Genomic DNA, 22847 nt, shown 5'->3' with positions numbered 1-22847 from the left:
TTTTTATTTAGATTCTATAGTAATTCCGACTATTCCGATGTATAATCACATAAAACATAATAGATGCGTTGGGGGAGATGAAAACATGGCAAAACAAAAGGTGTTGTCGATCAAGACGATTGTAGCGATTGGTATTGGTTCTGCTTTATTCGTTATATTGGGGAGATTCGGCTCGATTCCTTCGGGTATTCCAAACACTAACATCGAGACTACATACGCATTACTGGCATTGTTCTCCCTATTGTACGGCCCGTTTGCCGGATTATTTATAGGCCTGATCGGGCATACCCTGAAGGATACGATATCTTATGGATCGCCATGGTTCAGTTGGGTCATATCATCAGGAATTGTAGGGCTGGTTATTGGCTTGTTAGTAGCTAGAATCGCTATTCATGACGGGGAATTCGGACGGAAGGAAATAATACGCTTTAATCTGGCTCAGATTGCAGCGAATGCTGTAGCTTGGTTCCTTGTAGCCCCAGTGTTGGATATTCTGATCTATGCAGAACCCGCTAATAAAGTATTTACGCAAGGACTGACCGCAGGTGCATTAAATATAGCTTCGGTGGCAGTGATCGGATCTTTACTAGCCATTGCGTATGCTAAGACAAGAACGAAACAGGGCAGCTTGACTAGAGAAGCTTGAGTGGAATACATATCCAAGCTAAAAAGCCGGTGGAAATCACCGGCTTTTTTCTCTTCACATTAACCCAGAGGAAGGTCTCAGATGAAAAAAGTAATGATTGAATTTAAGGATTTCAGCTTTCAATATCGGGCGCAGCAGGAACCCACACTACAGGGGATTAACTTAACGATTGTTGAAGGGGAGAAGGTGCTTATCGTGGGACCCTCAGGTTCTGGGAAAAGTACACTGGCTCATTGCATTAATGGTCTCATCCCTTTTGCTTACAGAGGGGAAATATCAGGTTCATTACGGGTTATAGGCCAGGAGCAGAAGGATCTGAGTATCGCAGAGCTGTCCAATCAGGTAGGTACCGTATTGCAGGACCCGGATGGACAATTTGTAGGATTAACGGTTGGTGAGGATATCGCCTTCAGTCTAGAGAACCATGTGGTTCAGCAGACAGAAATGAAGAGCAAAGTGGCGGCTGCCGCAAGAGCGGTGGATATCCACGACTTTCTGGCCTCTTCTCCTCAGGAGTTATCGGGTGGACAAAAGCAAAAAACGTCCTTGGCAGGTGTACTGGTAGGTGATGTGGACATCCTGCTCTTTGATGAACCGCTGGCAAGCTTAGATCCTTATACCGGTACAAAAGCGATTGAGCTTATTGATCGAGTGCATAAAGAGACAGGTAAAACCGTTATTATGATCGAGCATCGTCTTGAAGAGGTGCTGCATCGGGCGGTGGATCGTATTATTGTGATCCATGAAGGACGTATTGCGGCGGATATGCCGGCTGCAGAGCTGTTGAGCACAACGTTGCTTTCAGAAGTTGGCATTCGGGAACCTCTCTATTTAACGGCTTTGAAGTATGCCGGATGTTCGATTACAGCAAATATGAATCCGCAGCATGTGAACAATATTCAGTTGGAGGCGTGTTCTAATAAACTTAAGATCTGGTATGAGTGCAATCAATCACGCCAGGATAAGCTGGAGAGCCCACCCATCCTTGAACTGCAAGATATTTCTTTTGGATACGAAAAAAATCAGCAGGTGCTGGATAAGCTCAATCTCTGTATTCATAAAGGAGAGATGGTCTGTATAGCGGGGCGAAATGGGGCTGGGAAATCTACAGTTTCTAAGCTGATTTGTGGCTTCTATAAACCTACTTCCGGATCAATACGGATGCATGGGCGTGATATTGCTCAGGACACGATTAAGGAGCGGGCAGAGCGGATTGGTTTTGTTATGCAAAATCCCAATCATATGATTTCTAAGACACTTTTATATGATGAGGTTGCCCTAGGACTAAGACTCCGAGGTTGCCCTGAGGAGCTCGTTCGTGAACGCGTCCATCAAGTCTTGAAGGTGTGCGGACTTTATGTTTTTCGCAGCTGGCCGATCTCGGCGCTCAGTTACGGCCAGAAGAAACGGGTCACGATTGCCGCCATTCTGGTACTGGAGCCGGAAGTGATCATTTTGGATGAACCGACTGCTGCTCAGGATTACAGGCATTATAACGAAATGATGGAGTTTCTCTTGACGCTGCGGGGGCAGGGGATGACGGTCATTATGATTACGCATGATATGCACTTGATGCTGGAATATGCCGATAGAGCTATAGTGTTAGCTGATGGCGTGAAGCTTGCGGATGATAGCCCTGAGCGAATATTAACAAATACTGATGTGGTGAAAAAAGCGAACTTGAAAGAAACCTCGCTTTTTGCCCTAGCTATAAAAGCTGGATTGAAACAACCGGAGGAGTTCGTTAGAAGGTTCATTGCGTATGATAGGAGGAGCCGAGGCGGATGAAGGCCAAAATGTTAACTTTTACGAAGCAGGATTCACCTATTCACCGTCTTACCGGCGCTACGAAGTTGATTTTATTTGTAGTGTGGTCTGTGACGGGGATGATTACATATGATACAAGATGTCTAATTGTGATGCTGTTATTTAGTTTGCTTGCCTTTAGAATTTCCAAAGTTCAATTTCAGGATTATGCTTTCGTATTATATTTCATCTTGATTTTCTTTTTGCTTAATCATATAGCTATCTTTATCTTTTCTCCTTTGGAGGGCGTACGTGTTTACGGGACACGTCATGATATAATGCATATTGCAGGCCGGTATACGGTAACTTGGGAGCAGCTATTTTATCAATTCAATATTGCCCTGAAATATGCGGTGGTCATTCCTATGGCATTATTATTTCTTCTAACGACCAATCCCAGTGAATTTGCAGCATCCTTAAATAGAGTTGGAGTGAACTATAAAATTGCATATTCTGTATCGCTGGCACTGCGGTACATTCCGGATATTCAACGAGATTATGAGAATATATCGTTTTCTGCTCAAGCAAGGGGAATAGATATTTCTAGAAAAGAAAAGCTGCCTAAGCGGCTAAAAAATATCATTTCGATTCTGATGCCCCTAATTCTGACTAGTATCGAACGGATTGAAAATATCAGTACCGCTATGGAGCTGCGCGGCTTTGGCACTGAGACCAAACGAACTTGGTATAGCCGTCGCCCGTTCACGAGAGACGATTATTTTGCATTGGCTTTGTTTGCGCTGATTGGAATTTTCTCGACGGTGATCACTTTTTACGACGGTTCGCGGTTTTATAATATTTTCGATTGAAGTATAATAGTACAGTTGTGGAAAGCTGGGATTATAATAAACGGCACCTTTTTGTTAAGACTGAAGACGTTTCTCCAGTTTTGACCATATAGGCAGGTAGCATAATGGCAGTGCTAGAAGTGAGCAGACTACGTTGAAAATGGTCTGGGCGTGGGCGATTTGTGAAGCAGGGCCTCCACCAATCCATGCAGCACTTGCTTGTAGCAGCCCGATCATGGGCAAGAATAATAGTGCACCACCTACATTAAGCGCAACATGGGACCAAGCGACGAAGACGCCGGATGGCGTGCCGCCGATGGAAGCGATGACCGCTGTAACACAGGTGCCTACGTTGGCGCCCAGCACAATGGCTATACCTAGCTCAGGCGGCATGGCACCCGAGGCGGCAATGCTCATAGCCATAGCTATGACAGCAGCGCTGCTATGGAGCATGGCTGTTAGGCACGCTCCAGCGGCGAGCCCCCATAAGGCACTAGTAGCGGCATGGTTTAGGAACCAGAGGAATAAGCCACTTTCCTGAAGTATTCCGCCGATAGACTGCATGACAGCGATGCCCCATAGGACGAGGGCGAAGCCTGATACAGCCAGACTGATAAATTGCAGCGGCGGGGATATTTTGTGGCAGAGCTCTGCCACTCGTGATGTAGGCGGCAGTTCGCCTGCAATAACTGCCGCTGCCCACAGACTGAGCGAGGCTGCCAGCAAGGGCGTGGCCATGGTATTGATCTGAAGTCCGATCAATTCTGTAGTTAATGTGGTGCCGATGTTGCTGCCCAGGATAATGCCAAGTGTGCGGGCATAGGTAAGCAGGCCGGCATTGACCATGCCGATAGTCAACACCGTTACAGCAGTACTGCTCTGGAGTAAGGCGGACAACAGGCTGCTGGCAATCATTCCTTTAATAGGGGTTGAGGTAGCTCTATTTAGGCTTGTAGTTAATAGAGGGCCTGCTAGCTTGGACAACGCCGTTTCCATCAGCTTCATGCCGGCTAGAAAGATAACAAGACCATATATGATAGGGAACAGCAAATCACTGAACATAGGGCATACTCCTTTGGACGAGGGTTGTACACCAATATATGAATGTATTGCATGGGACATGTATAAAAACATTTTTAGAAAAACAGGGAGTTGAAGTCATTGCCATCGGTTATTTTAGAACGCAATCGCAAAAAAAGACTGGAACAGGGCCATCCGTGGGTCTATGCAGGTGAAGTCGCATCGGTAGAAGGAAATCCGGAAGCGGGGGGATTAGTAGATGTCCTTAATCATCAGGGCCGATTTTTGGCCGTAGGATATTACAATCCAGCGTCACAAATTCGGGTAAGAATTGTATCGCAGGGACCCCTTGCGATCATGGATACAGCCTTTTTTGCAGAACGGTTTGCGAATTGTCTGCAACACAGAAATCGTTTCCTTCCGGGTGCGGATGCTTATCGCTTGGTTTATGGTGAAGCGGACTTTTTGCCGGGGCTTATTGTAGATCGATTCGGAGATATTTTGGTTGTGCAGCTGCTTACCCTCGGAATGGACAAGCGGCGTGCAGAAATCGTCGAAGCATTGGTGCAGGTTATGGCACCGCGCGGAATCTATGAGCGCAGTGATGTTAGTGTGCGCGAGCTTGAAGGTATGGAGCAGACAACGGGTGTGCTGTACGGGGAATGTCCAAGGCATGTAACCGTGAGCGAGAATGGCCTGAAGCTGGTCGTTGATATTGAAGAGGGCCAGAAGACAGGTTACTTCTTTGACCAACGTGAGAATAGAGCTTCCATTGCTCCGCTCATGAAAGGCTGGGGAGGACGAAGCGGCATTACGCTACAGGAAATTGAAACTGAGGATGGTTCACTACAGACCTTACCAGTTAATAAGAGCGGCAAACATGTAACGTTCCCTTATTGGGACGGTGCGACAGTGCTGGAATGCTTCTCGCATACGGGCAGCTTCACGCTGCATGCCTGCAAGTATGGCGCGAAAAAAGTAACCTGCCTTGACGTTTCAGCACACGCCATTGAGAGTGCCAAAGTGAATGTGGAGCTGAACGGCTTTAGCGATCGTGTTGAATTCGTAGTGGATGATGCTTTTGCATATCTACGGAATCAGGTTAAAGGACTAGAGGAACGTTCTGAACGGGCGACAGTTGCCAGTGGAACAGATACCGCAGCAGCTGCTACAAATCCTAAATCCGGAGGCAAAACAGCCAAAACCGACACATCCAAGCCGATGACGGCAGGTGGAGGAAGAACTTGGGATGTAGTCATCTTGGACCCTCCGGCGTTTGCCAAAACCAAAAGTGCAGTAGCTGGCGCTTGCCGTGGTTACAAGGATATCAATCTGCACGGGATGAAGCTGGTGAACGAAGGCGGCTATTTGGTTACCGCAAGCTGTTCTTACCATATGCAGCCAGATCTGTTCCTCGAAACGATTGCCGATGCAGCTAAAGATGCTGGCAAGGTGTTGAGACTTGTAGAATGGCGGGCCGCAGGCAAAGACCATCCACAAATACTTGGCGTTAACGAAGGGCACTATCTGAAGTTTGCGATTTTTGAAGTACGGAGTAAAAAATAAGCCTGAAGGTCAAAAAGGTTTACAGTGCCAAGTAACAAATAAGATAAAAGGGCTGGTCGTAGGGTGGCCGTGAGTCGACTGTAAGGCAAGGAGTTGCCAATGGACTCAGATGACTCTATTTAGCGTAAACAGCCCATTATTGAATTCTTACGGACCCTAAAGGCGCTATTGCCCCAATAACACCCGTAATGCAGCACATTTTCGAAGAATAGCGTCAGTGGGGTCCGAAAAGTTGCCATAACAGCACTGAATCCACGAATAACGGCTCCTGGGTCCCTAAGTAATTAATGAAACAAGCCTAGCCGAAATGTTGAGTGTTAAATTCGGAATACTAAATAGTAAACAACGAATGATGCTTATTGAATTATGATATGCGGAATGCGGATTACAAAACGATCGGCGTAGAGTGCTAATGTTGAGTATTGAACGCTGAACGCCAACAGTCTAACATTGACCCTATGCTCCGACATTGGCAGCTCCTATCTAACGTTGCACAACTGGCATTAAAAACAAACTAAACACTCTAAAAAGCAAGCCGCCAAAATCCGGAGGTTTGCTTTTTTTATTTGTACTCATAGCTGTTTATCCTTTGTAAAACATTAGAAAATACTAGCAAACACATGTTCCGATTAGTGTGGTTATGATATACTGAGGGGACGAGGAATCACTGAACTTTTTTAATTGGAGTGTAATCAATGGGTGGATATTTCACCCTGTATTCTATATATTTTCTCCGCTACGGAAGGAGTCTATCATTTATGCCGGTAACCTTTTTACTAGGCCGCTCGGGCAGTGGCAAGACAACAAAAATATGGGAATCTATCTCTTCTTCCTTAGAAAAGGAACCGCTTGGTGCGCCGATTATTATTCTTGTGCCAGAGCAAGGTTCTTTTGGAGCAGAACGGGGGCTTCTGACCGTAGGGAATGTGAAGGGAAGCCTTCGGGCGCAGACACTGAGTTTTTCGCGGCTTGCCTATCGTGTGAAGCAGGAAACTGGTGGCAGTGCAAGTCTGCCAATCAGTGAAGAAGGTAAGAAAATGTTAATTTACAAAATCATCAGTCGCCGCAAAGAGGAACTGAAATTATTCGGTGCCTCAGCAGACAGACCGGGTTTTGTGGAACGTCTGAACCAACTGCACACTGAGATGAAACGTTGCTGTTTGGGTTCCACTGATTTAGAGGAACAGCTGTCCGCTATGCGAGGAGCTATTGCAAGAAGTCCTATTCTTGAGGGTAAGCTGGATGATTTGCAGCTGGTATTTAGCGATTTAGAGAAGGAAATGTCCCGTCTTTATATCGATGAAGAGGATCGTTTAGCAGAACTGGCTGAGCATATTCCAGATTCCTCCTACATTCGCGGGGCAGAGATTTGGGTAGATGGGTTCCATGGATTTACTCCGCAGGAATTCGTAGTGCTTCGAGAATTGATGCAGCAAGCTTCGAGGCTGACGGTTTCGCTTACAATTGATCGTCCTTACCCCTATGGAGATCAGTTGAATGAGCTTGAATTGTTTCACCCAACTGCGGTTACTTACATTAAACTGCGAGGAATTGCTGAAGAGCTGGGCATTGATGTATGGGACGAGCTGTTGGAGCCAACGGTTCTTCCGCGTTTTGAGGAAAGTCCAGTACTTGCTCACCTTGAACGGGGATATGATCGCCGGAAGGCTTGGATAGGTGCGGATGAACTGGCAAGAGAGGCTATATCCATAGGCGCCGCAGTTTCGCACAGAGCAGAGGTTGAGGGAGCCCTGCGCGAAATGACTAGACTGGCGCGGGATGAAGGTGCAAAATATGGCGAAATGGCCGTATTGATGCGCAATATTGGCGATTACGAGCAGCTGGTTCAGCCGTTGTTCCAAGATTATGGAGTGCCATTTTTTCTGGACCAGAAGGTGAATGAGCTGCATCATCCGCTAGTGGAGTTTATACGTTCCGCATTGGATGTAGTGCGTCGTCGCTGGCGTTATGAGGATGTATTCCGTTGCGTAAAGACGGAGCTTCTGCTTCCGCTAGACGGTAGTATTACGCGTGATGATATGGATGCTTTAGAAAACTATGTGCTGGCTTGTGGGATTCAGGGGTACCGCTGGACAGATGGCCGCTCCTGGAAAGGTATTCCTAGCTTGTCGCTGGAAGGCGGCAGACAGATGGATGATGAACTGCTTGCTACTATGGAACGATGCCGTGCTAGTATAACAGGTCCATTATTTGCTTTTGAGAAAAGAATCCAGAAAAGTCGTAGCGGTCTTGAACTTTGTACGGCATTGTACAAGCTGCTTGAAGAGACGGATGTTGCACGAAAGCTGGAGAAACTCAGTGTTAAGTCTATGGAGAAGGGCCAACCCGAGAAGGCTAGGGAACATAGCCAGTTGTGGGGTGCGGTACTTGATCTTCTAGATCAGATAGTAGAAATGATGGGCAATGAAAGACTTGAGTTTGAAGTGTTCACTGGAGTTCTAGAGACAGGTCTTGCTGAACTTAAAATGGGACTAGTTCCGCCCGCACTGGATCAAGTATTGGTCGGCAATATGGATCGGACTCGCCCAACGGGGGTTAAATACGCTTTTTTGCTTGGATTTAATGAAGGTGTTGTGCCTGCGCAGTTTAAGGAAGATGGAATTCTCTCGGAAGGTGAACGCTCCGTACTAGAGAATGCTGGAATGGAGCTTGCTCCCGGCGCTTCTCGTAAACTGCTGGACGAGCGGTTTCTGATCTATAATGCACTAACGACAGGAAGCCGAAAGCTCTGGATTAGCTACGCTACAGCGGATGATGAGGGCAAAGCTCTCCTTCCCTCTGAGGTTATCCGGCATTTGCATAGAATGTTCCCAAGGGTTCAAGAGCACAGCTTGTCAGCACTTCCCCCTTCGGGACTACCTATAGAAGTCGGAAATCCTATCCATCTCGGTTTCATTGGTCAACCAGAACAGAGTCTTCGCGCATTGATTATGCAGCTGCGGCAGTGGCGCCAAGGAACAGAAATTCCGGAGCTATGGTGGGATGTGTATAACTGGTTTACTAAGAACGAAGATCGTAAATTTCAACTGGAACGTTTGCTAAGTTCACTGTTCTATCGTAATGAGGGAACGAAGCTAAAGCGTGGCACAAGCCTCAGATTGTATGGTGGCTCAACACTGCGGGGCAGTGTGTCCCGGATGGAGAAATTTGTTGCGTGCTCATTTTCCCATTTTGCGTCCTACGGACTAAGACTGAAAGAGCGCCAGTTATATAAGCTGCAAGCACCTGATATTGGACAGCTGTTCCATGCTGCGCTAAGTGATATGGCGATAAGACTGAAACAAGAGGGACGGGGCTGGGGCAGCTTATCTCCGGATGAATGTCGGCGTGAGGCCAGTGAGACAGTAGAACGGCTATCTCCGATGTTGCAGGGTGAAATTCTAATGAGCTCCAAACGTTACGGGTACATCTCCCGTAAGCTTAAGAATATTGTTGGACGTGCTTCTGTGATTCTGGGCGAGCACGCCCGCCGGGGCAGCTTTGAGCCAGTAGGGCTGGAGCTGGATTTTGGACCGGATAAGGAGTTGCCGCCTTTAAGAATTACGCTGCCGAATGGCTGTGTGATGGAGGTCGTTGGCCGGATTGACCGTGTAGACATGGCTCGTGGAGAGAACGGTATTCTTCTGCGGGTAATTGATTATAAATCGAGCCAAAAGGATCTCAAGCTGCATGAGGTGTATTATGGCTTGTCGCTGCAAATGCTGACTTATTTGGATGTGCTGCTGACATATTCGGAGCAATGGCTGGGGCAGCCGGCACTTCCAGCAGGCACACTTTATTTCCATGTGCATGATCCGTTGTTAACTTCATCCAACGGGATGAACAAGGAACAGGCTGAGCAAGAGCTGTTGAAACGCTTCAAGATGAAAGGACTGCTTACAGCAGATCGTGAGGTTGTCTCCCTGATGGATACGACTTTAGACAAAGGGTATTCTTCTATCGTGCCTGTAGCAGTAAAAGCTGACGGCAGCTTTTATAGCAGTGCCTCAGTAGCTACACCAGAGCAGTGGGGCCATCTATTATCCTCCGTTAGAGGGACGATCTCGGATATCGGGACACGGATAACAGAGGGTGATGTAGCGATTGAGCCGTACCGAATTGGGCAGGAGACCGCCTGCACATTCTGTTCCTTTAGACCTGTCTGCCAGTTCGATGAAGCTGTGGAAGGTAACAGCTATAACAATCTGGGTAAGCCAGGGAAGGACGTTATATGGGATCTGCTGTCCCGCAAAGGAGGAACTACACCTTGAGTATGAAGGCTGAAATAGAAGCGAAACCGGAAGGAAGTATATGGAGTGATGACCAGTGGCGCGCCATTGCGGAGAGCGGTGATGACATCCTCGTTGCTGCGGCAGCAGGTTCCGGCAAGACGGCGGTGCTGGTAGAACGGATTATTCGAAAGATCAGTAAGGAAGAGAACGGCTTCAGTGTAGACAGGCTACTAGTAGCCACGTTTACCAAAGCTGCGGCTGCCGAAATGCGGCAGCGGATCAGGGAAGCCCTTGATCGGGAGCTGGAGGAGAACGGGGAGAACGACCATTTGCGCCGTCAGCTATCCCTGCTGGGCAAAGCTTCGATTACAACGTTGCACTCCTTCTGTCTGGAAGTGATCCGGCGTTATTATCAAATGATTCCGATTGATCCGGGTTTCCGCATATTAAATGAGCATGAAGCGGAGATGATGCGGCAGGAGCTGCTCGAAGAGTTGCTGGAGGAAAAGTACGGTGAGGTAGGTGCGGATGGCGAGGATAGCATATTTGTGCAGCTCGCTGATTGGTTCAGTGGTGAACGCAGTGATGATGCAGTGCATGCGCTCATACAGCGATTGCATGATTACGCCCGCAGCCATCCTTGGCCAGCGCAATGGCTCCGTGATACTGCAGCTGATTTCTCATTGCCAGACACCGAAAGTCTGGGTGGAACGCCATGGGTGCTGAGCATTCTTGAAGAAGCGAAGCTGACACTTGCGGGTGCAGCCAGTCAGCTGATGCAAGGCCGGGAGATTGCACTACAACCGGGTGGTCCGGCACCCTATGCTGAGAATTTAACCACTGATCTTGAGATGGTAAATGCACTGCAGGATGCCGTTAACGAACGACCTTGGGCAGAATTATATGATATTTTTATGGAAGTATATTTTGGAAAATTAAAGGCTTGTAAGAAGGATTCGACAGATCCTGGACTGCAGGAGATGGTGAAGGAACTGCGCGACAGTGTGAAGAAGAGTATTTTAGATCTTCAGAAAGCATTGTTTGGCCGTCCGCCTGAGGTTTTTTTGAAAGAGCTGAACGAAGCGGCTCCACTGATGGCAGAGCTTGCAGAGACAGTGATAGCATTCGGTGAACGTTATAGAATTGAAAAAGCAGGAAGAGGTCTAGTCGACTTCAGTGATTTGGAGCATTATTGTCTGCAAATTCTACGCCATCCGGACTCTACGCCCGGTCATTCCCTGCCTTCTGATGCAGCTATGGAATACCGTGCTCAATTCGATGAGGTTCTGCTGGATGAGTATCAGGATACGAATAGTGTGCAAGAGGAGATTGTGCGGCTAATATCCCGTGAAACACCCGGTAACCGGTTTATGGTCGGAGATATGAAGCAAAGTATCTATCGATTCCGTCTGGCGGAGCCGGGGCTATTCCTGGATAAATACCGCAGCTTTGGCTCACACCCAATCGATGATCCATCTGAAATTACTAATGAATCGTCTAGCGGTTCGGTTATCGATCTGGCCCGTAATTTTCGCAGTCGCATGGAGGTTGTGAATGCCGTTAATATGATCTTCCGGCAGATTATGAATGAGACGGTAGCGGAGATTAATTATGACGAACGCGCTGAGCTTGTTTACGGAGCGAATTTCCCAGGTGCAGCAGAGAAGGGTCCCGATACCTTTTTTGCACCGGAGTTATTATTGATAGATCGTGGTTCAACAACAGGGAAGTCAGAAGAGACTTCTGAAGACGGTGAGGCGCCACTTCAGGAGAGTGAAGCCATTGAGAGCGAGACGGCGCAGCTGGAAGCACGGGCAATTGCCCGGCGTATTTCACAAATGACGGGGATGACCGGTGGATCGCCGCTGCTTATCTACGATAAAGGACTCAAGATTATGCGCCCGGTTATTTACGGTGATATCGTAATCCTGCTTCGCTCGGCAAGAATCTGGACCCCTCTGATCATCGAAGAGCTTCGGATGGAAGGAATCCCTGCTTATGGTGATCTGAATAAAGGTTATTTTGAAGCTACAGAAGTGGAAATTGCACTCTCCCTCTTAAAAATAGTTGATAATCCTCAGCAGGACATTCCGCTGGCTGGCGTACTTCGTTCACCTGTGGTCGGATTAACGGAAGAAGAATTGGCTACGGTGCGTATGTGTAGTCAGGGTCCTTATTTTCAAGCAGTACAGATGGCGGTGGATATGCAAGATGCAAAAGAGGCTGAAGAAGAGTATGACCTCTTCTCGGCTCCTGTGATTGAATCCGCAAGCACCGTCGAGAATAATGTTTTACCTGATAAAGATCTGCCGCAGATCAGTCCAGAACTGAAGCGCAAGCTTAGACATTTCCTAGAACAGCTGGAAAGCTGGAGAAATGCGGCTAGACAAGGTAGTCTCAGTGAGCTGATCTGGCGTATCTATGGGGAGAGCGGCTATCTGGAATGGGTTGGAGGACTGCCTGGAGGCTCGCAGCGCCAGAACAATCTTAAAGCTTTGTATGATCGGGCTGTGCAATTTGAGAATGACACCGCAGCGCGTGGATTGTTCCGTTTTCTGGTGTTCATTTCACGGCTTCGTGAGAACGGCGGAGATCTGGGTGTAGCTGGCGGTGGCGGTGAAGAAGGCAATGGCGTCAGAATCATGACCATCCATAAATCCAAAGGGCTGGAGTTCCCTGTTGTTTTTGTAGCCGGGATGGCAAAACAGTTCAATCGACAAGATTTGCATTCGCCATTTCTTATGCACAAAGAGCTTGGCTTTGGGCCGCGTTTTGTGGAACGGGAAACGCGAGTTAGCTACCCAACACTTCCTTATCTGGCTATTAACCGGCGTACACGGCTTGAATTATTAGCGGAGGAGATGCGTGTATTATATGTAGCGTTAACTCGTCCGAGAGATAAAATGATTCTAGTAGGCACTGTAAGAGATTTGCCGCGCAAAATCGCTAGCTGGAGCAGCGTACAGAACCGGGATGAGCTGCTGCTTGCAGATCATCTGCTGGCCCGAGGGCGCAGCTATTTGGACTGGGTTGGACCGGCATTGATCCGGCACCCTGCGGCGGCGATTCTTCGTAAGCTGGGCGGTTCAGAAGGTACCGTCTCCACGGTGCTGCACAACGATGTCTCCAACTGGAGCATCAGTGTGCAAAATGCTTCCGAACTTAATTCTGGGGCGTTCCTGCCAACGGATCAGACTGAGGAGAAGGTAGAGGAACGGCAAGCTGTACTCGAAGCACTGCATAAGGGTGAAGCTGTAAATATATATGAAACAGAGACTAGCGATGAAATTGCTAGAAGACTGGAATGGAATTATCCGTATGCGGCAGCCTCAGGTATTCCGGCTAAAACTTCTGTTACGGAGTTAAAAGCGTTGTTGTCGTTGCAGGAGCAGCCCTCTTTTGATCTGCTGGAAGAAGGCAATTCTACAACCTCAATAGAAACCGATAAACGTCCAAGTGTTGCAGGTGCGGACAGTCTTCATTTGCGGCGTCCGAAATTTATGGAAAAACGCAGTCTAACCCCAGCGGAACGCGGGACAGCATACCATACAGTCATGCAGCATATTCCGCTGGAGGGTTCAGTTGATCCTAGGGTTGTGGAAGAAACCTTAGCCCGACTTCAGAGAGTGGCTATTCTAACTGCTGAGCAGGTGGAGGCTGTAGCTCCCGATCAGATAGAAGCTTTTTATACTAATGAACTTGGACGTAGATTAATAGCTTCTTCTTGGAAGCTTAGAGAAATGCCGTTCAGTTATATGGTTCCCGCAGGTGAGGCTTATCGAGGGCTCGGTTATATGAATGAAGCCGTCTCGGAGCTTTCCCCTGAGAACAATAAGGAAGGCTTTAGTGAGGCTGTACTGATTCAAGGGGTCATTGACTGCCTGTTCCGAGAAGAGGACCGGATTATTCTGCTAGACTATAAGACGGACTCTGTATTAGAACATCAGGGCGGCTTAGAGGCACTTAAGGAAAAATATCGTTTTCAGCTAGAGTTATACAGCAAGGCATTACATGATATTTTGGGAGAACCGATCAGCGAGATTTGGCTGTACTTTTTTGACGGCGATCATGCTGTGAAATTATAAATTATTCATTGCCGCATAGGAGCGGGGAAAGAGGACGAAGATGCGGATATTGCATACGGGGGATTGGCACTTGGGCCGTACGCTGGAGGGAAGAAGCCGCCAGAAGGAGCAAGAGCAGTTCATAGATGAATTGGTGGAGATCGCCGATTTTCATAAGGTGGATTTGATTATGATGGCGGGAGATGTGTACGATTCCGTTAATCCGCCAGCGGCTTCGGAGCAATTATTCTATGAGGCTGCTGCCAGGCTGACTTCAGGGGGCAGGCCCCTTGTGGTGATTGCCGGCAATCATGACCAACCGGAGCGCGTATCTTCAGTCTCCCCGCTTGTATTAAGGCAGGGGATTACCTTGGTAGGACTTCCAACCTCAGAGCCAGTGACAGTTCATGCTGCGCGGACAGGTGAGATTGCCAAAATCGCAGCCCTTCCCTATCCCTCTGAGGCACGTCTCGGTGAGTTGCTTGCTGGGGACAGCGGGGAAGAGGAGCTTCGACTAGCTTACAGCGCACGGGTAGGCAAACTTATGCAACTGTTGGGACGGGAATTTACGCCACAAACCGTGAATTTGGCGATGAGCCATATTTATGTGCTTGGAGGTGTAGAGAGTGATTCGGAACGCCCGATTCAGGTGGGCGGGGCTTACACTGTAGACCCTTCTGCCTTATCCTGTGGAGCGCAATATACTGCACTAGGCCATCTTCATCGCGCTCAGCGTGTAAAAGGGGAAGGGATGATCCGTTATAGCGGATCCCCGCTGGCATATAGCTTTTCGGAAGCAGGACAAGCCAAGTCGGTGACGCTGATTGATGTTGCGCCGGGCGGTGAGCCGACCTTCGAAGAAATCTATCTTCGCTGTGGGCGTCCACTTGTAAGATGGAGCTCTACGGGGGGATTGCAAGAGGTATATAACTGGTTGGATGAAGGTAGAGATGCTTCCGCTTTTATAGATTTGGAGATTCGGCTCAGTGAAGCTATGTCGATGAATGATATTCAGCGCCTGCGTAAATCACGTGAGGGGATCATTCATATTCGTCCGATTTATCCGCAAATGGAGCTGGAGCTCGAACAGATTTCCCGTTCACGTATGCCTGTACAAGAATTGTTCCGTAAATTCTATCAGCGCCAGACGGGCGGGGCGGAGCCGGAGGATCGTTTGATTGAGCTGTTCTTACAGCTAACCGAAGAAGAACGGCAGCAGCCGGAGGAAGGAGAGGAGAACTAAGGTGAAGCCTATTTTATTAAAAGTTGCAGGATTGCAGAGTTATAGAGAAATGCAGGAAATAGATTTTGAAAGTCTGTGTGAGACCGGGCTGTTTGGGATTTTTGGACCTACGGGCAGCGGCAAGTCCAGTTTGCTGGATGCTATTACTTTGGCGATGTACGGCAAAGTGGAGCGCGCCGTTAATGGAACACAGGGGATTATGAATCACTCTGAGGATTCACTCAGCGTGGCGTTTACCTTTGAACTCACTTCTTCCGCTGGGGCACATCGTTATCGCGTTGAACGTAAGTTCAAGCGGACAGGTGAGCAAACAGTCAGTAACACCATTAGCCGTTTCATTGAAGTTACACCTGACGGGGATAACGTTATGGCGGATAAACTCGCAGATGTTACACGTTGTGTGGAAGAGCATATTGGGCTCAAGATGGATGACTTCACGCGAGCAGTTGTATTGCCGCAGGGGAAATTCGCCGAATTCTTATCGCTTCGGGGCGTAGACCGCCGACAAATGCTGCAGCGCCTGTTCCATTTGGAACAGTATGGCGATCAGCTTGCGTTGAAGCTTAGCCGACGGGTGAAGGAGAATGAGGCTGCGCTCCGCGCACTCGAAGCGGAGCAGCAGGGGCTTGGCAACGCAGGCAAAGAGGATGTAAAGGCAGCGGCGGAGCGCCTCGAACAAGCAGCCCAGCATGCTGCGGAATGCCGCCGCAAGCTGGAGGCGGCACTGCAGGTCGCGGAGCGTTTCACGCGCATTCGCGAGCTGCAAGAGGAACGGACCCGCCGCGAATTGCAGCGGCAGGGACTGCTCTCCAAGGAGGAGGAGATTCTCCTCCTTGAACGGAAGCTCGGCCAAGCTGACGAGGCCGAGGCTAGGCTTCCCGCGCTGAAAGCATGGCGAAGCGCGGAAGACGCCTTCAAGAGCCGATTGACCCGCGCGGAGGGTCAAGAGGTGCTGGCCGCCGCTGCCGAGCAGGAGGCGGCGCATGCCGCTGCGGCCGCGGCTGCTGCGCAGGCCGCGCTTGCGGCGGAAGAGCCGGCCCTCCGGCAGGGGGCCGACACCTACCGCCGCGCGCTCGAGCTCGAGTCCGAGCTCGGCGCCCTGCGGCGCGAACTCGCGGCTCTGCGCGAGCGCCGCGAAGAGGCCTCCCGCAAGCTGGCGGAGCTGCGGGAGGGAATGGCCCGGGAGCGAGAGCTTTTGGCCAAGGGCCAAAAGCGCCAGCAAGAGCTGCAGCAGAGCTTGCAGCCGCTCGGTGTCCGCTCCCAGGAGCGGCAGTCTCTGCAAGAAGCGATGCAGAGACTGCAAGGGCTGCACTCCGCCGAATCCCAGTGGGATAAGGCGGAGAAGGAGCGCCGCGAGCGTGCCGCTGCACTCGCGGCTGCGCAGGCGCGCCTCGCGGAGGCCGAGGGCCGTCGCGGGCAGCAGGAAGCTTCTCGCGGGCAGCTGATCCGCGAGGCGGCGCTGCATCAAGAGAAGCTGCTGGCGACAGAAGAAGCTGCGTGCACCGCAGCAGAAAGTCTGGAGCAACATATCAGTTCTTTGGAAGCAGCCCTCAAGGGGTATGAGTTGCACAGACTCTCGCTTGGATTGGCTAAAGAATTGGAAGCAGGACAACCTTGCCCTGTATGTGGCAGCGAACACCACCCGGCCCCTGCTGTATTGCAGGATAACGTAGAGCAACAGGAACTGGAGTTAAAGCTTCAACAGGCTCGGGTGTTGTCCAGACGTGCTTTGGAAGCACGCCATATGTTCCGTGGTCTGCGGGAGCAGGACCTGGTTTGGCTGGAGCAGGTGTTTGGTGATGGAGCTTTTGATACGGTAAATCATCCTGCAGCGGCAGGCTCAGAAGTCAGCACTACTGAGGTTTCCTCTACCGATATGTCCATTCCAGATGAAAAGGCTTTGGCAGAACTTGATGCTGCATTTTTAGCATTAAAAAGCCAGTCTGGAGAACTGCGCCGTACAGCGATACAGTGGCAGCAATCGATGCAGGAAGTTCAGCAGCTATGCCTCAAAGAAGCAGCGGGTGCCGAAGGTGAGCGAAGCTGGGTAGAAGGCCTAACCGCCAAAGCCGAGGAACTGAGTGGCCAACTAACCGCTTTGCGGCAGAACTGGGTACAGCAGTTCCCTGATTTGGCACCGGAAGAGGTAGAAAAAGCTTATCGTGAGCTGTTAGCCAAGGATGCTCAAGCTGAGGAAATTAGATCCCGACTGGAAATCAGTGTCAAGTTTCTGGATGAGAAAAGCGCTTCGGTGCAGAATCTTCAGGAGACCATCACCGGACTCGATAAAGAGCTTACTCAGTGGAATACACAGATGGAAGGCAAAGAAGAATTGCAGCGTGAAAAAGAACGGCGTCTTTTAGAGTGGACTAATGGCCGCGCTGCTGCCCCTCTTCTAGCAGAGTGTGAGCGTCGTCTGCAGGAATTGTTAGCAGCTGTGGAGACCAGCCAACGATTACATCTCACGGCAGCGGAAAAAGCGCAGCATGAGATCAAGGAGGCAGCGATTACCCGCCAGGCTGCAGAGTCTGCTCGAGAGCATTATGTGACTTCAAGCCATCTGTGGGAGCAAAGCTTAACCTCTTCACCTTTTAGTTCCGCCGCTGAGGTTGAAGGAGCAGCTCTCGCACCTGAAGAGCGGGAAATTTCTTCTTCTCGGGTACATGCCCATCGTGCGGAAGAAGCTGAAGTCTCATTGCAGCTGCGCAATATTGAAGAGAAGCTTGACGGAGCCAGCTTAAGTGAAGAGGAGTGGCAAGTTAGCCAGGAGAGCTTAAGCGTGTGTAAGTCAGAGTATGAAATGTCGCTGCAAGCAAGAGCGCGCGCAGAGCGAGATCTGGAGGATCTGCGGCATCGGCATATTCGCTGGATGGAGCTCGAAGCCCAGCGGCTAGAACATGCTTCTCTACAGGATCATTTGTCCAAATTGCAGACGGTTTTACGTGGAAATGCTTTTGTTGAGTATATTGCGGAGGAACAATTGATGCAGGTATGCCAGTCTGCTTCCCAGCGGCTTCGTTTCCTGAGCAAACAGCGTTATGCGCTGGAGGTTGATTCGGGTGGTGGCTTTGTAATCCGTGATGATGGAAACGGTGGTGTGAGAAGACCGGTCTCCACGCTTTCCGGCGGAGAGACGTTCTTAACTTCCTTGTCACTTGCACTTGCACTTTCGGCACAGATTCAGCTGCGGGGACAGTATCCATTGCAATTTTTCTTTTTGGACGAAGGCTTTGGTACGCTGGATCCGGAATTGCTCGATACGGTAATTACCTCACTGGAAAGACTGCATAACGACCAACTGTCTGTCGGCATTATCAGCCATGTTCCAGAGCTTCGGGCACGACTGCCACGCAAGCTGGTAGTAGTACCTGCTGAACAGGGTGGAGGGGGATCTCGGATCCTTTTGGAAAAAATGTGAAGATCTATAATGTGTGTGATTCTTATCACAGATACAGTATCAACGCGCTGTTATAATACAGCTAAGCCGACATTACTTTAGAAACACCTCGGCGGACGTATGGCAGGGAATGAACTCCTTTTCATACGTCCGCCGCCGAATCAGCTTTATAAGCTGTGAAGGGTGTTTCTCTTTTTTTTGTCTTTTTTAGGCCTAACGGTGTTGATATATTTATTTAATGGTTCATTCTGTAACAGATACAGTTTAGGGCAGATTATGCTGAGTTTGCTTGCTGCTTTCGTAATTGATGATTATCCTGTATGATTATCTTATGATGAAGTGGAATTTCACCAATTTTTAGGAGGCAAGCACTCTATGGAGACCGTGTTTAGCAAAATTATTGAGGGTACTATTCCTTCCAAAAAAGTATTTGAGAATGAACGTATTCTTGCATTTTACGACATCGAGCCGGCTGCACCGGTACATGTGTTGATCATTCCCAAGAAGTTCATTGCTTCAATGAATGATGTTACACCTGAGGATCTTCCGCTAATTGCTGAAATCCACAGTGTAGCCCAACAGATCGCCAAAGACCTTGGAATTGCTGAGTCTGGTTATCGTTTAATCAATAATTGCGGACCTGATAGTGGACAAGCTGTGCCTCATCTTCATTATCACCTGCTGGGTGGAGCCAAGCTGGGTGCGCTCACTGGAAACTCAGCTTCGCACGCATAGCATAATCATTTAATGTTGAAGAACTTGCCAGAAAAAAGAATAGCACGAAGGTTGACACGTTATTTCCGTTTGACCTATAATGGAGTTTGATAAACCGTGTTATGCTCTTGGACGGTATGGTCGGAGGGAGGGGAAACCTGTGTCTGAAACGAAAGTTCGCAAAAACGAGACAATTGATGCTGCACTTCGTCGCTTTAAACGTTCCATCGCAAAAGATGGTGTCTTGGCTGAGGTGAAGAAACGCAAACATTACGAAAAGCCGAGCGTTAAGAAAAAGCTGAAGTCTGAGGCTGCTCGTAAGAGAAAGTTTTAGGAGGATTACCCACGCATGAATCTTAGCGAGAGATTGAACGAAGATATGAAGCAAGCGATGAAGAGTAAGGACAAGTTCACGCTCTCCACGATTCGAATGGTTCGTTCTACAATAAAGTATCTTGAAATAGATCTGAAGAGAACATTGGACGACAACGAAGTGCTTGATATCCTTAGTCGTGAAATCAAACAGCGCAAAGATGCCCTCCAAGAATTTGAATCAGCGGGTCGCGACGAGCTTGCCGCGAGTACAAAAGCAGAAATCGAGATTATTATTAAATATCTTCCCGAGCAACTTTCCGAAGAAGAAATTAAAGTAATTGTACAGCAGACCATCCAGGAAACCGGTGCTTCTTCGAAGAGCGAAATGGGGAAGGTCATGAGCGCACTGATGCCTAAGGTCAAAGGTCGCGCTGATGGTAAACTCGTGAACCAGGCGGTTCTGCAATTTCTGCAATAATATAGCACTAGCACCCCTTGCAAAAGGGGTGCTTTTCTATGTTATGAAACGTAAATCCAATTTCAGCGTATTAAAGGTTATGAGTTCTGGGTCAAGCTAAAGAAGGGAGGTAAAATCATTGAGAAGATTACGGAAAATACTGTTAGCTAGCTTTCCTGTGGTCCTGCTGTTACTCCTCCTGACACCCTTTGCAACGAATGTAAGCGCTGACGGGACAGCCCCGAAAACACCGGGGGTTACGAACAGTGAGCTGAAAAAAGGTCCCGTGTTTATTATTCCGGTAGATCAAAAGATTGAACGGGGTTTGCAAAGCTTTTTGGAAAGAGGATTTGAAGAAGCCGCTAATTATGGAGCAGTCCTTATTCTACTAGAGGTCGATACACCTGGAGGGCTGGTGAAATCGGCAGAAGAGATTGGGACGATGGTAAGAGAGAGTGAAATACCAACAGCTGCCTATATTAAAGGTGATGCCGCTTCTGCAGGCAGTTACATAGCACTTAATGCAGGTGCAATAATCATGAAGCCGGGCAGTATGATCGGCTCCGCTTCCTTGGTAGACATGAATGGTCAAAAAGTCGATGATGCCAAAATGATATCCTACTGGAGATCTAAAATGATCGGCGCTGCTGCTCTGAATGATCGTGATCCAGACATTGCTGCTGGAATGGTGGATAGTAATTTGGTCGTGGATAAGCCAGAGCTTGGAGTGACTAAGACACAGGGAGAAATCATTGCCTTGTCTAGTGAAGAAGCTTTAAAAGCTGGTTACGCTGATCAAATTACAGATACCCCTGAAGAAGCAATTCAGTGGCTTGGATATACTACAGACGACATCTTTCGCGTAGAGCATACCGGTGCAGAAAAAATGTCGCAATTTCTGACCAATCCGATTATTATGACGATTCTGCTGTTCATTGGGATTACAGGCGTTGTCATTGAACTGATTGTTCCAGGCTTTGGTGCGCCAGGAATTATCGGGACGTTGGCTTTTGTGTTATATTTCTTCGGCAACTATGTTGCAGGATTCGCCGGAGCGGAAACTTGGCTCTTGTTTATCATTGGGCTTGTCATGCTTGTGCTGGAGCTCTTTGTGCCTAGCTTCGGAATATTGGGGCTGCTAGGCTCTGTCAGCCTTGTAGCGGGTGTTGTACGAGCTGCTTACAGCTATAAGCATGCACTGCTCAGTCTAGGTATCTCTTTCGTAGCTGCGACTATAGTTGTAGTAATTGTTGCGGTCATTTTTAAAGAACGAGGGATATGGAACAGATTTATTTTGAAGGAAAGCCTTACTAAAGATCAGGGATTTGTGCCTGTAGAAGAGAAGCTTAGCTTATTAGGCACTACAGGAACCAGTATTACTCCACTTCGTCCCTCAGGAACAGCTATGATAGGCGGCGAACGTGTGGATGTTGTTACAGAAGGTAGTTTTATTAGTGCTAATGCACCGGTCTCTGTTATTAAAGTAGAGGGCGGACGGATTGTTGTGAAAGAAATCAAGGAATAAGGTAAACACTGGAACCAATAATAGTTCTACAACAAATTTACGGAGGTTATATAGTATGGGTGAAGCATCTTTGATTCCTATTCTGTTCATCGCGGTAGTGGTGATTATTGTATTGAGCGTGTTTTTAAGTTTCTTCCCGGTTATGCTCTGGATTTCAGCATTAGCATCGGGCGTTAGAATCAGTATTATTACGCTGGTGGCGATGAGACTGCGTCGTGTAACCCCAAGTCGTATCGTTAACCCAATGATTAAAGCGACTAAGGCAGGTCTTGGACTGAACATTAATCAACTGGAGAGTCACTATCTCGCAGGTGGTAACGTAGACCGTGTTGTTAATGCGCTTATTGCAGCACAACGTGCAGATATTCCTTTGGAATTTACTCGCGCAGCAGCCATTGATCTTGCAGGACGTGATGTGCTGCAGGCTGTGCAAATGAGCGTTAACCCTCGTGTAATTGAGACACCGGTTGTTGCGGCTGTTGCTAAGAACGGGATTGAAGTTAAGGTAAAAGCGCGCGTAACTGTTCGTGCCAATATCGACCGCCTCGTGGGTGGTGCGGGTGAAGAAACGATTATTGCCCGTGTTGGTGAAGGGATTGTAACGACAGTAGGTTCGAGTGATTCCCATAAAGATGTCCTTGAGAACCCGGATTTGATTTCGCGGACGGTATTGTCCAAAGGGCTTGACTCAGGTACTGCTTTTGAGATCCTCTCCATTGATATTGCGGATATCGATGTAGGCAAGAACATCGGTGCTTATCTACAAACCGAGCAAGCAGAAGCAGATAAACGCATTGCCCAAGCCAAAGCGGAAGAACGCAGAGCGATGGCTGTCGCTCACGAGCAAGAGATGAAGGCGCGCGTAGTAGAGATGAAGGCGCTTGTTGTGGAAGCTGAATCTCAGGTGCCTATGGCAATGGCTGAGGCGCTCAGAAATGGCCAAATCGGCGTGATGGATTATATGAATATCAAAAACATCGAGGCAGATACCCAAATGCGGGGCTCTCTCGGCAAAATGAATGATCAGGACGACAATAACCGTCCTAACAATAATAAATAAAAGGGGATGTGAAT

The 22847-nt window shown here is 48.6% G+C and carries 14 protein-coding genes; 13 read left to right on the top strand and 1 reads right to left on the bottom strand.

Annotated features, from left to right (window positions below; genetic code table 11):
- The first annotated feature begins 85 nt into the window (after positions 1-85).
- The 3 genes from MHH89_RS15320 to MHH89_RS15310 all read left to right on the top strand — a co-directional run bounded on the left by MHH89_RS15320 (position 86) and on the right by MHH89_RS15310 (position 3261).
- On the top strand, positions 86-646 hold the full coding sequence (locus MHH89_RS15320; protein WP_076128974.1) for an ECF-type riboflavin transporter substrate-binding protein: 561 nt from the start codon (positions 86-88) through the stop codon (positions 644-646).
- Between the two features lie 81 nt (positions 647-727).
- Positions 728-2434 (top strand): ABC transporter ATP-binding protein, encoded by a 1707-nt coding sequence (locus MHH89_RS15315; RefSeq protein WP_076281217.1) that lies wholly within the window; start codon positions 728-730, stop codon positions 2432-2434.
- Positions 2431-3261: an energy-coupling factor transporter transmembrane component T family protein gene (locus MHH89_RS15310; protein ID WP_076128979.1), complete on the top strand. Its 831-nt coding sequence runs from the start codon at positions 2431-2433 to the stop codon at positions 3259-3261. The genes MHH89_RS15315 and MHH89_RS15310 overlap by 4 nt, the downstream gene beginning before the upstream one ends.
- A 54-nt stretch (positions 3262-3315) precedes the next feature.
- Here the strand turns inward: MHH89_RS15310 and MHH89_RS15305 are convergent, their stop codons facing one another.
- Positions 3316-4302 carry a Na/Pi cotransporter family protein gene (locus MHH89_RS15305; protein ID WP_076218327.1) on the bottom strand — a complete coding sequence of 329 codons (987 nt, stop codon included), beginning with the start codon at positions 4300-4302 and terminating at the stop codon, positions 3316-3318.
- 99 nt (positions 4303-4401) lie between these two features.
- Here MHH89_RS15305 and MHH89_RS15300 point away from each other — a divergent pair, with 99 nt between their 5' ends.
- The 10 genes from MHH89_RS15300 (at position 4402) to floA (ending at position 22833) form a co-directional block, all read left to right on the top strand.
- Complete coding sequence (locus MHH89_RS15300) at positions 4402-5826, top strand: class I SAM-dependent rRNA methyltransferase (RefSeq protein ID WP_076281218.1); 1425 nt, start codon at positions 4402-4404, stop codon at positions 5824-5826.
- Positions 5827-6584: 758 nt separating this feature from the next.
- Positions 6585-10097 (top strand): helicase-exonuclease AddAB subunit AddB, encoded by a 3513-nt coding sequence (gene addB, locus MHH89_RS15295; RefSeq protein WP_341087501.1) that lies wholly within the window; start codon positions 6585-6587, stop codon positions 10095-10097.
- Positions 10098-10099: 2 nt separating this feature from the next.
- Positions 10100-14143, top strand: coding sequence for a helicase-exonuclease AddAB subunit AddA (addA, locus tag MHH89_RS15290; RefSeq protein ID WP_076304298.1), 4044 nt, complete (start codon positions 10100-10102; stop codon positions 14141-14143).
- Positions 14144-14183: 40 nt separating this feature from the next.
- Complete coding sequence (locus MHH89_RS15285; protein WP_076136581.1) at positions 14184-15365, top strand: exonuclease SbcCD subunit D; 1182 nt, start codon at positions 14184-14186, stop codon at positions 15363-15365.
- A gap of 1 nt (position 15366) precedes the next feature.
- Positions 15367-18783: an AAA family ATPase gene (locus tag MHH89_RS15280; protein ID WP_341087497.1), complete on the top strand. Its 3417-nt coding sequence runs from the start codon at positions 15367-15369 to the stop codon at positions 18781-18783.
- Positions 18784-19137: 354 nt separating this feature from the next.
- Positions 19138-19497, top strand: coding sequence for a histidine triad nucleotide-binding protein (locus MHH89_RS15275; protein WP_036683863.1), 360 nt, complete (start codon positions 19138-19140; stop codon positions 19495-19497).
- A gap of 139 nt (positions 19498-19636) precedes the next feature.
- Positions 19637-19810, top strand: coding sequence for a 30S ribosomal protein S21 (rpsU, locus tag MHH89_RS15270; RefSeq protein ID WP_036657994.1), 174 nt, complete (start codon positions 19637-19639; stop codon positions 19808-19810).
- A gap of 15 nt (positions 19811-19825) precedes the next feature.
- On the top strand, positions 19826-20269 hold the full coding sequence (locus MHH89_RS15265; protein ID WP_036683862.1) for a GatB/YqeY domain-containing protein: 444 nt from the start codon (positions 19826-19828) through the stop codon (positions 20267-20269).
- A gap of 118 nt (positions 20270-20387) precedes the next feature.
- Entirely contained in the window at positions 20388-21773 is a 1386-nt protein-coding gene (locus tag MHH89_RS15260) for an NfeD family protein (protein ID WP_076281221.1), read from the top strand.
- A gap of 55 nt (positions 21774-21828) precedes the next feature.
- Complete coding sequence (floA, locus tag MHH89_RS15255) at positions 21829-22833, top strand: flotillin-like protein FloA (RefSeq protein ID WP_036683849.1); 1005 nt, start codon at positions 21829-21831, stop codon at positions 22831-22833.
- Positions 22834-22847: the final 14 nt, after the last annotated feature.

Origin of the sequence: Paenibacillus sp. FSL H7-0323, from assembly GCF_038002725.1 — a bacterium.
Lineage (GTDB): Bacteria > Bacillota > Bacilli > Paenibacillales > Paenibacillaceae > Paenibacillus_AQ > Paenibacillus_AQ odorifer.
This window is presented reverse-complemented; position numbering and strand designations above follow the sequence as displayed.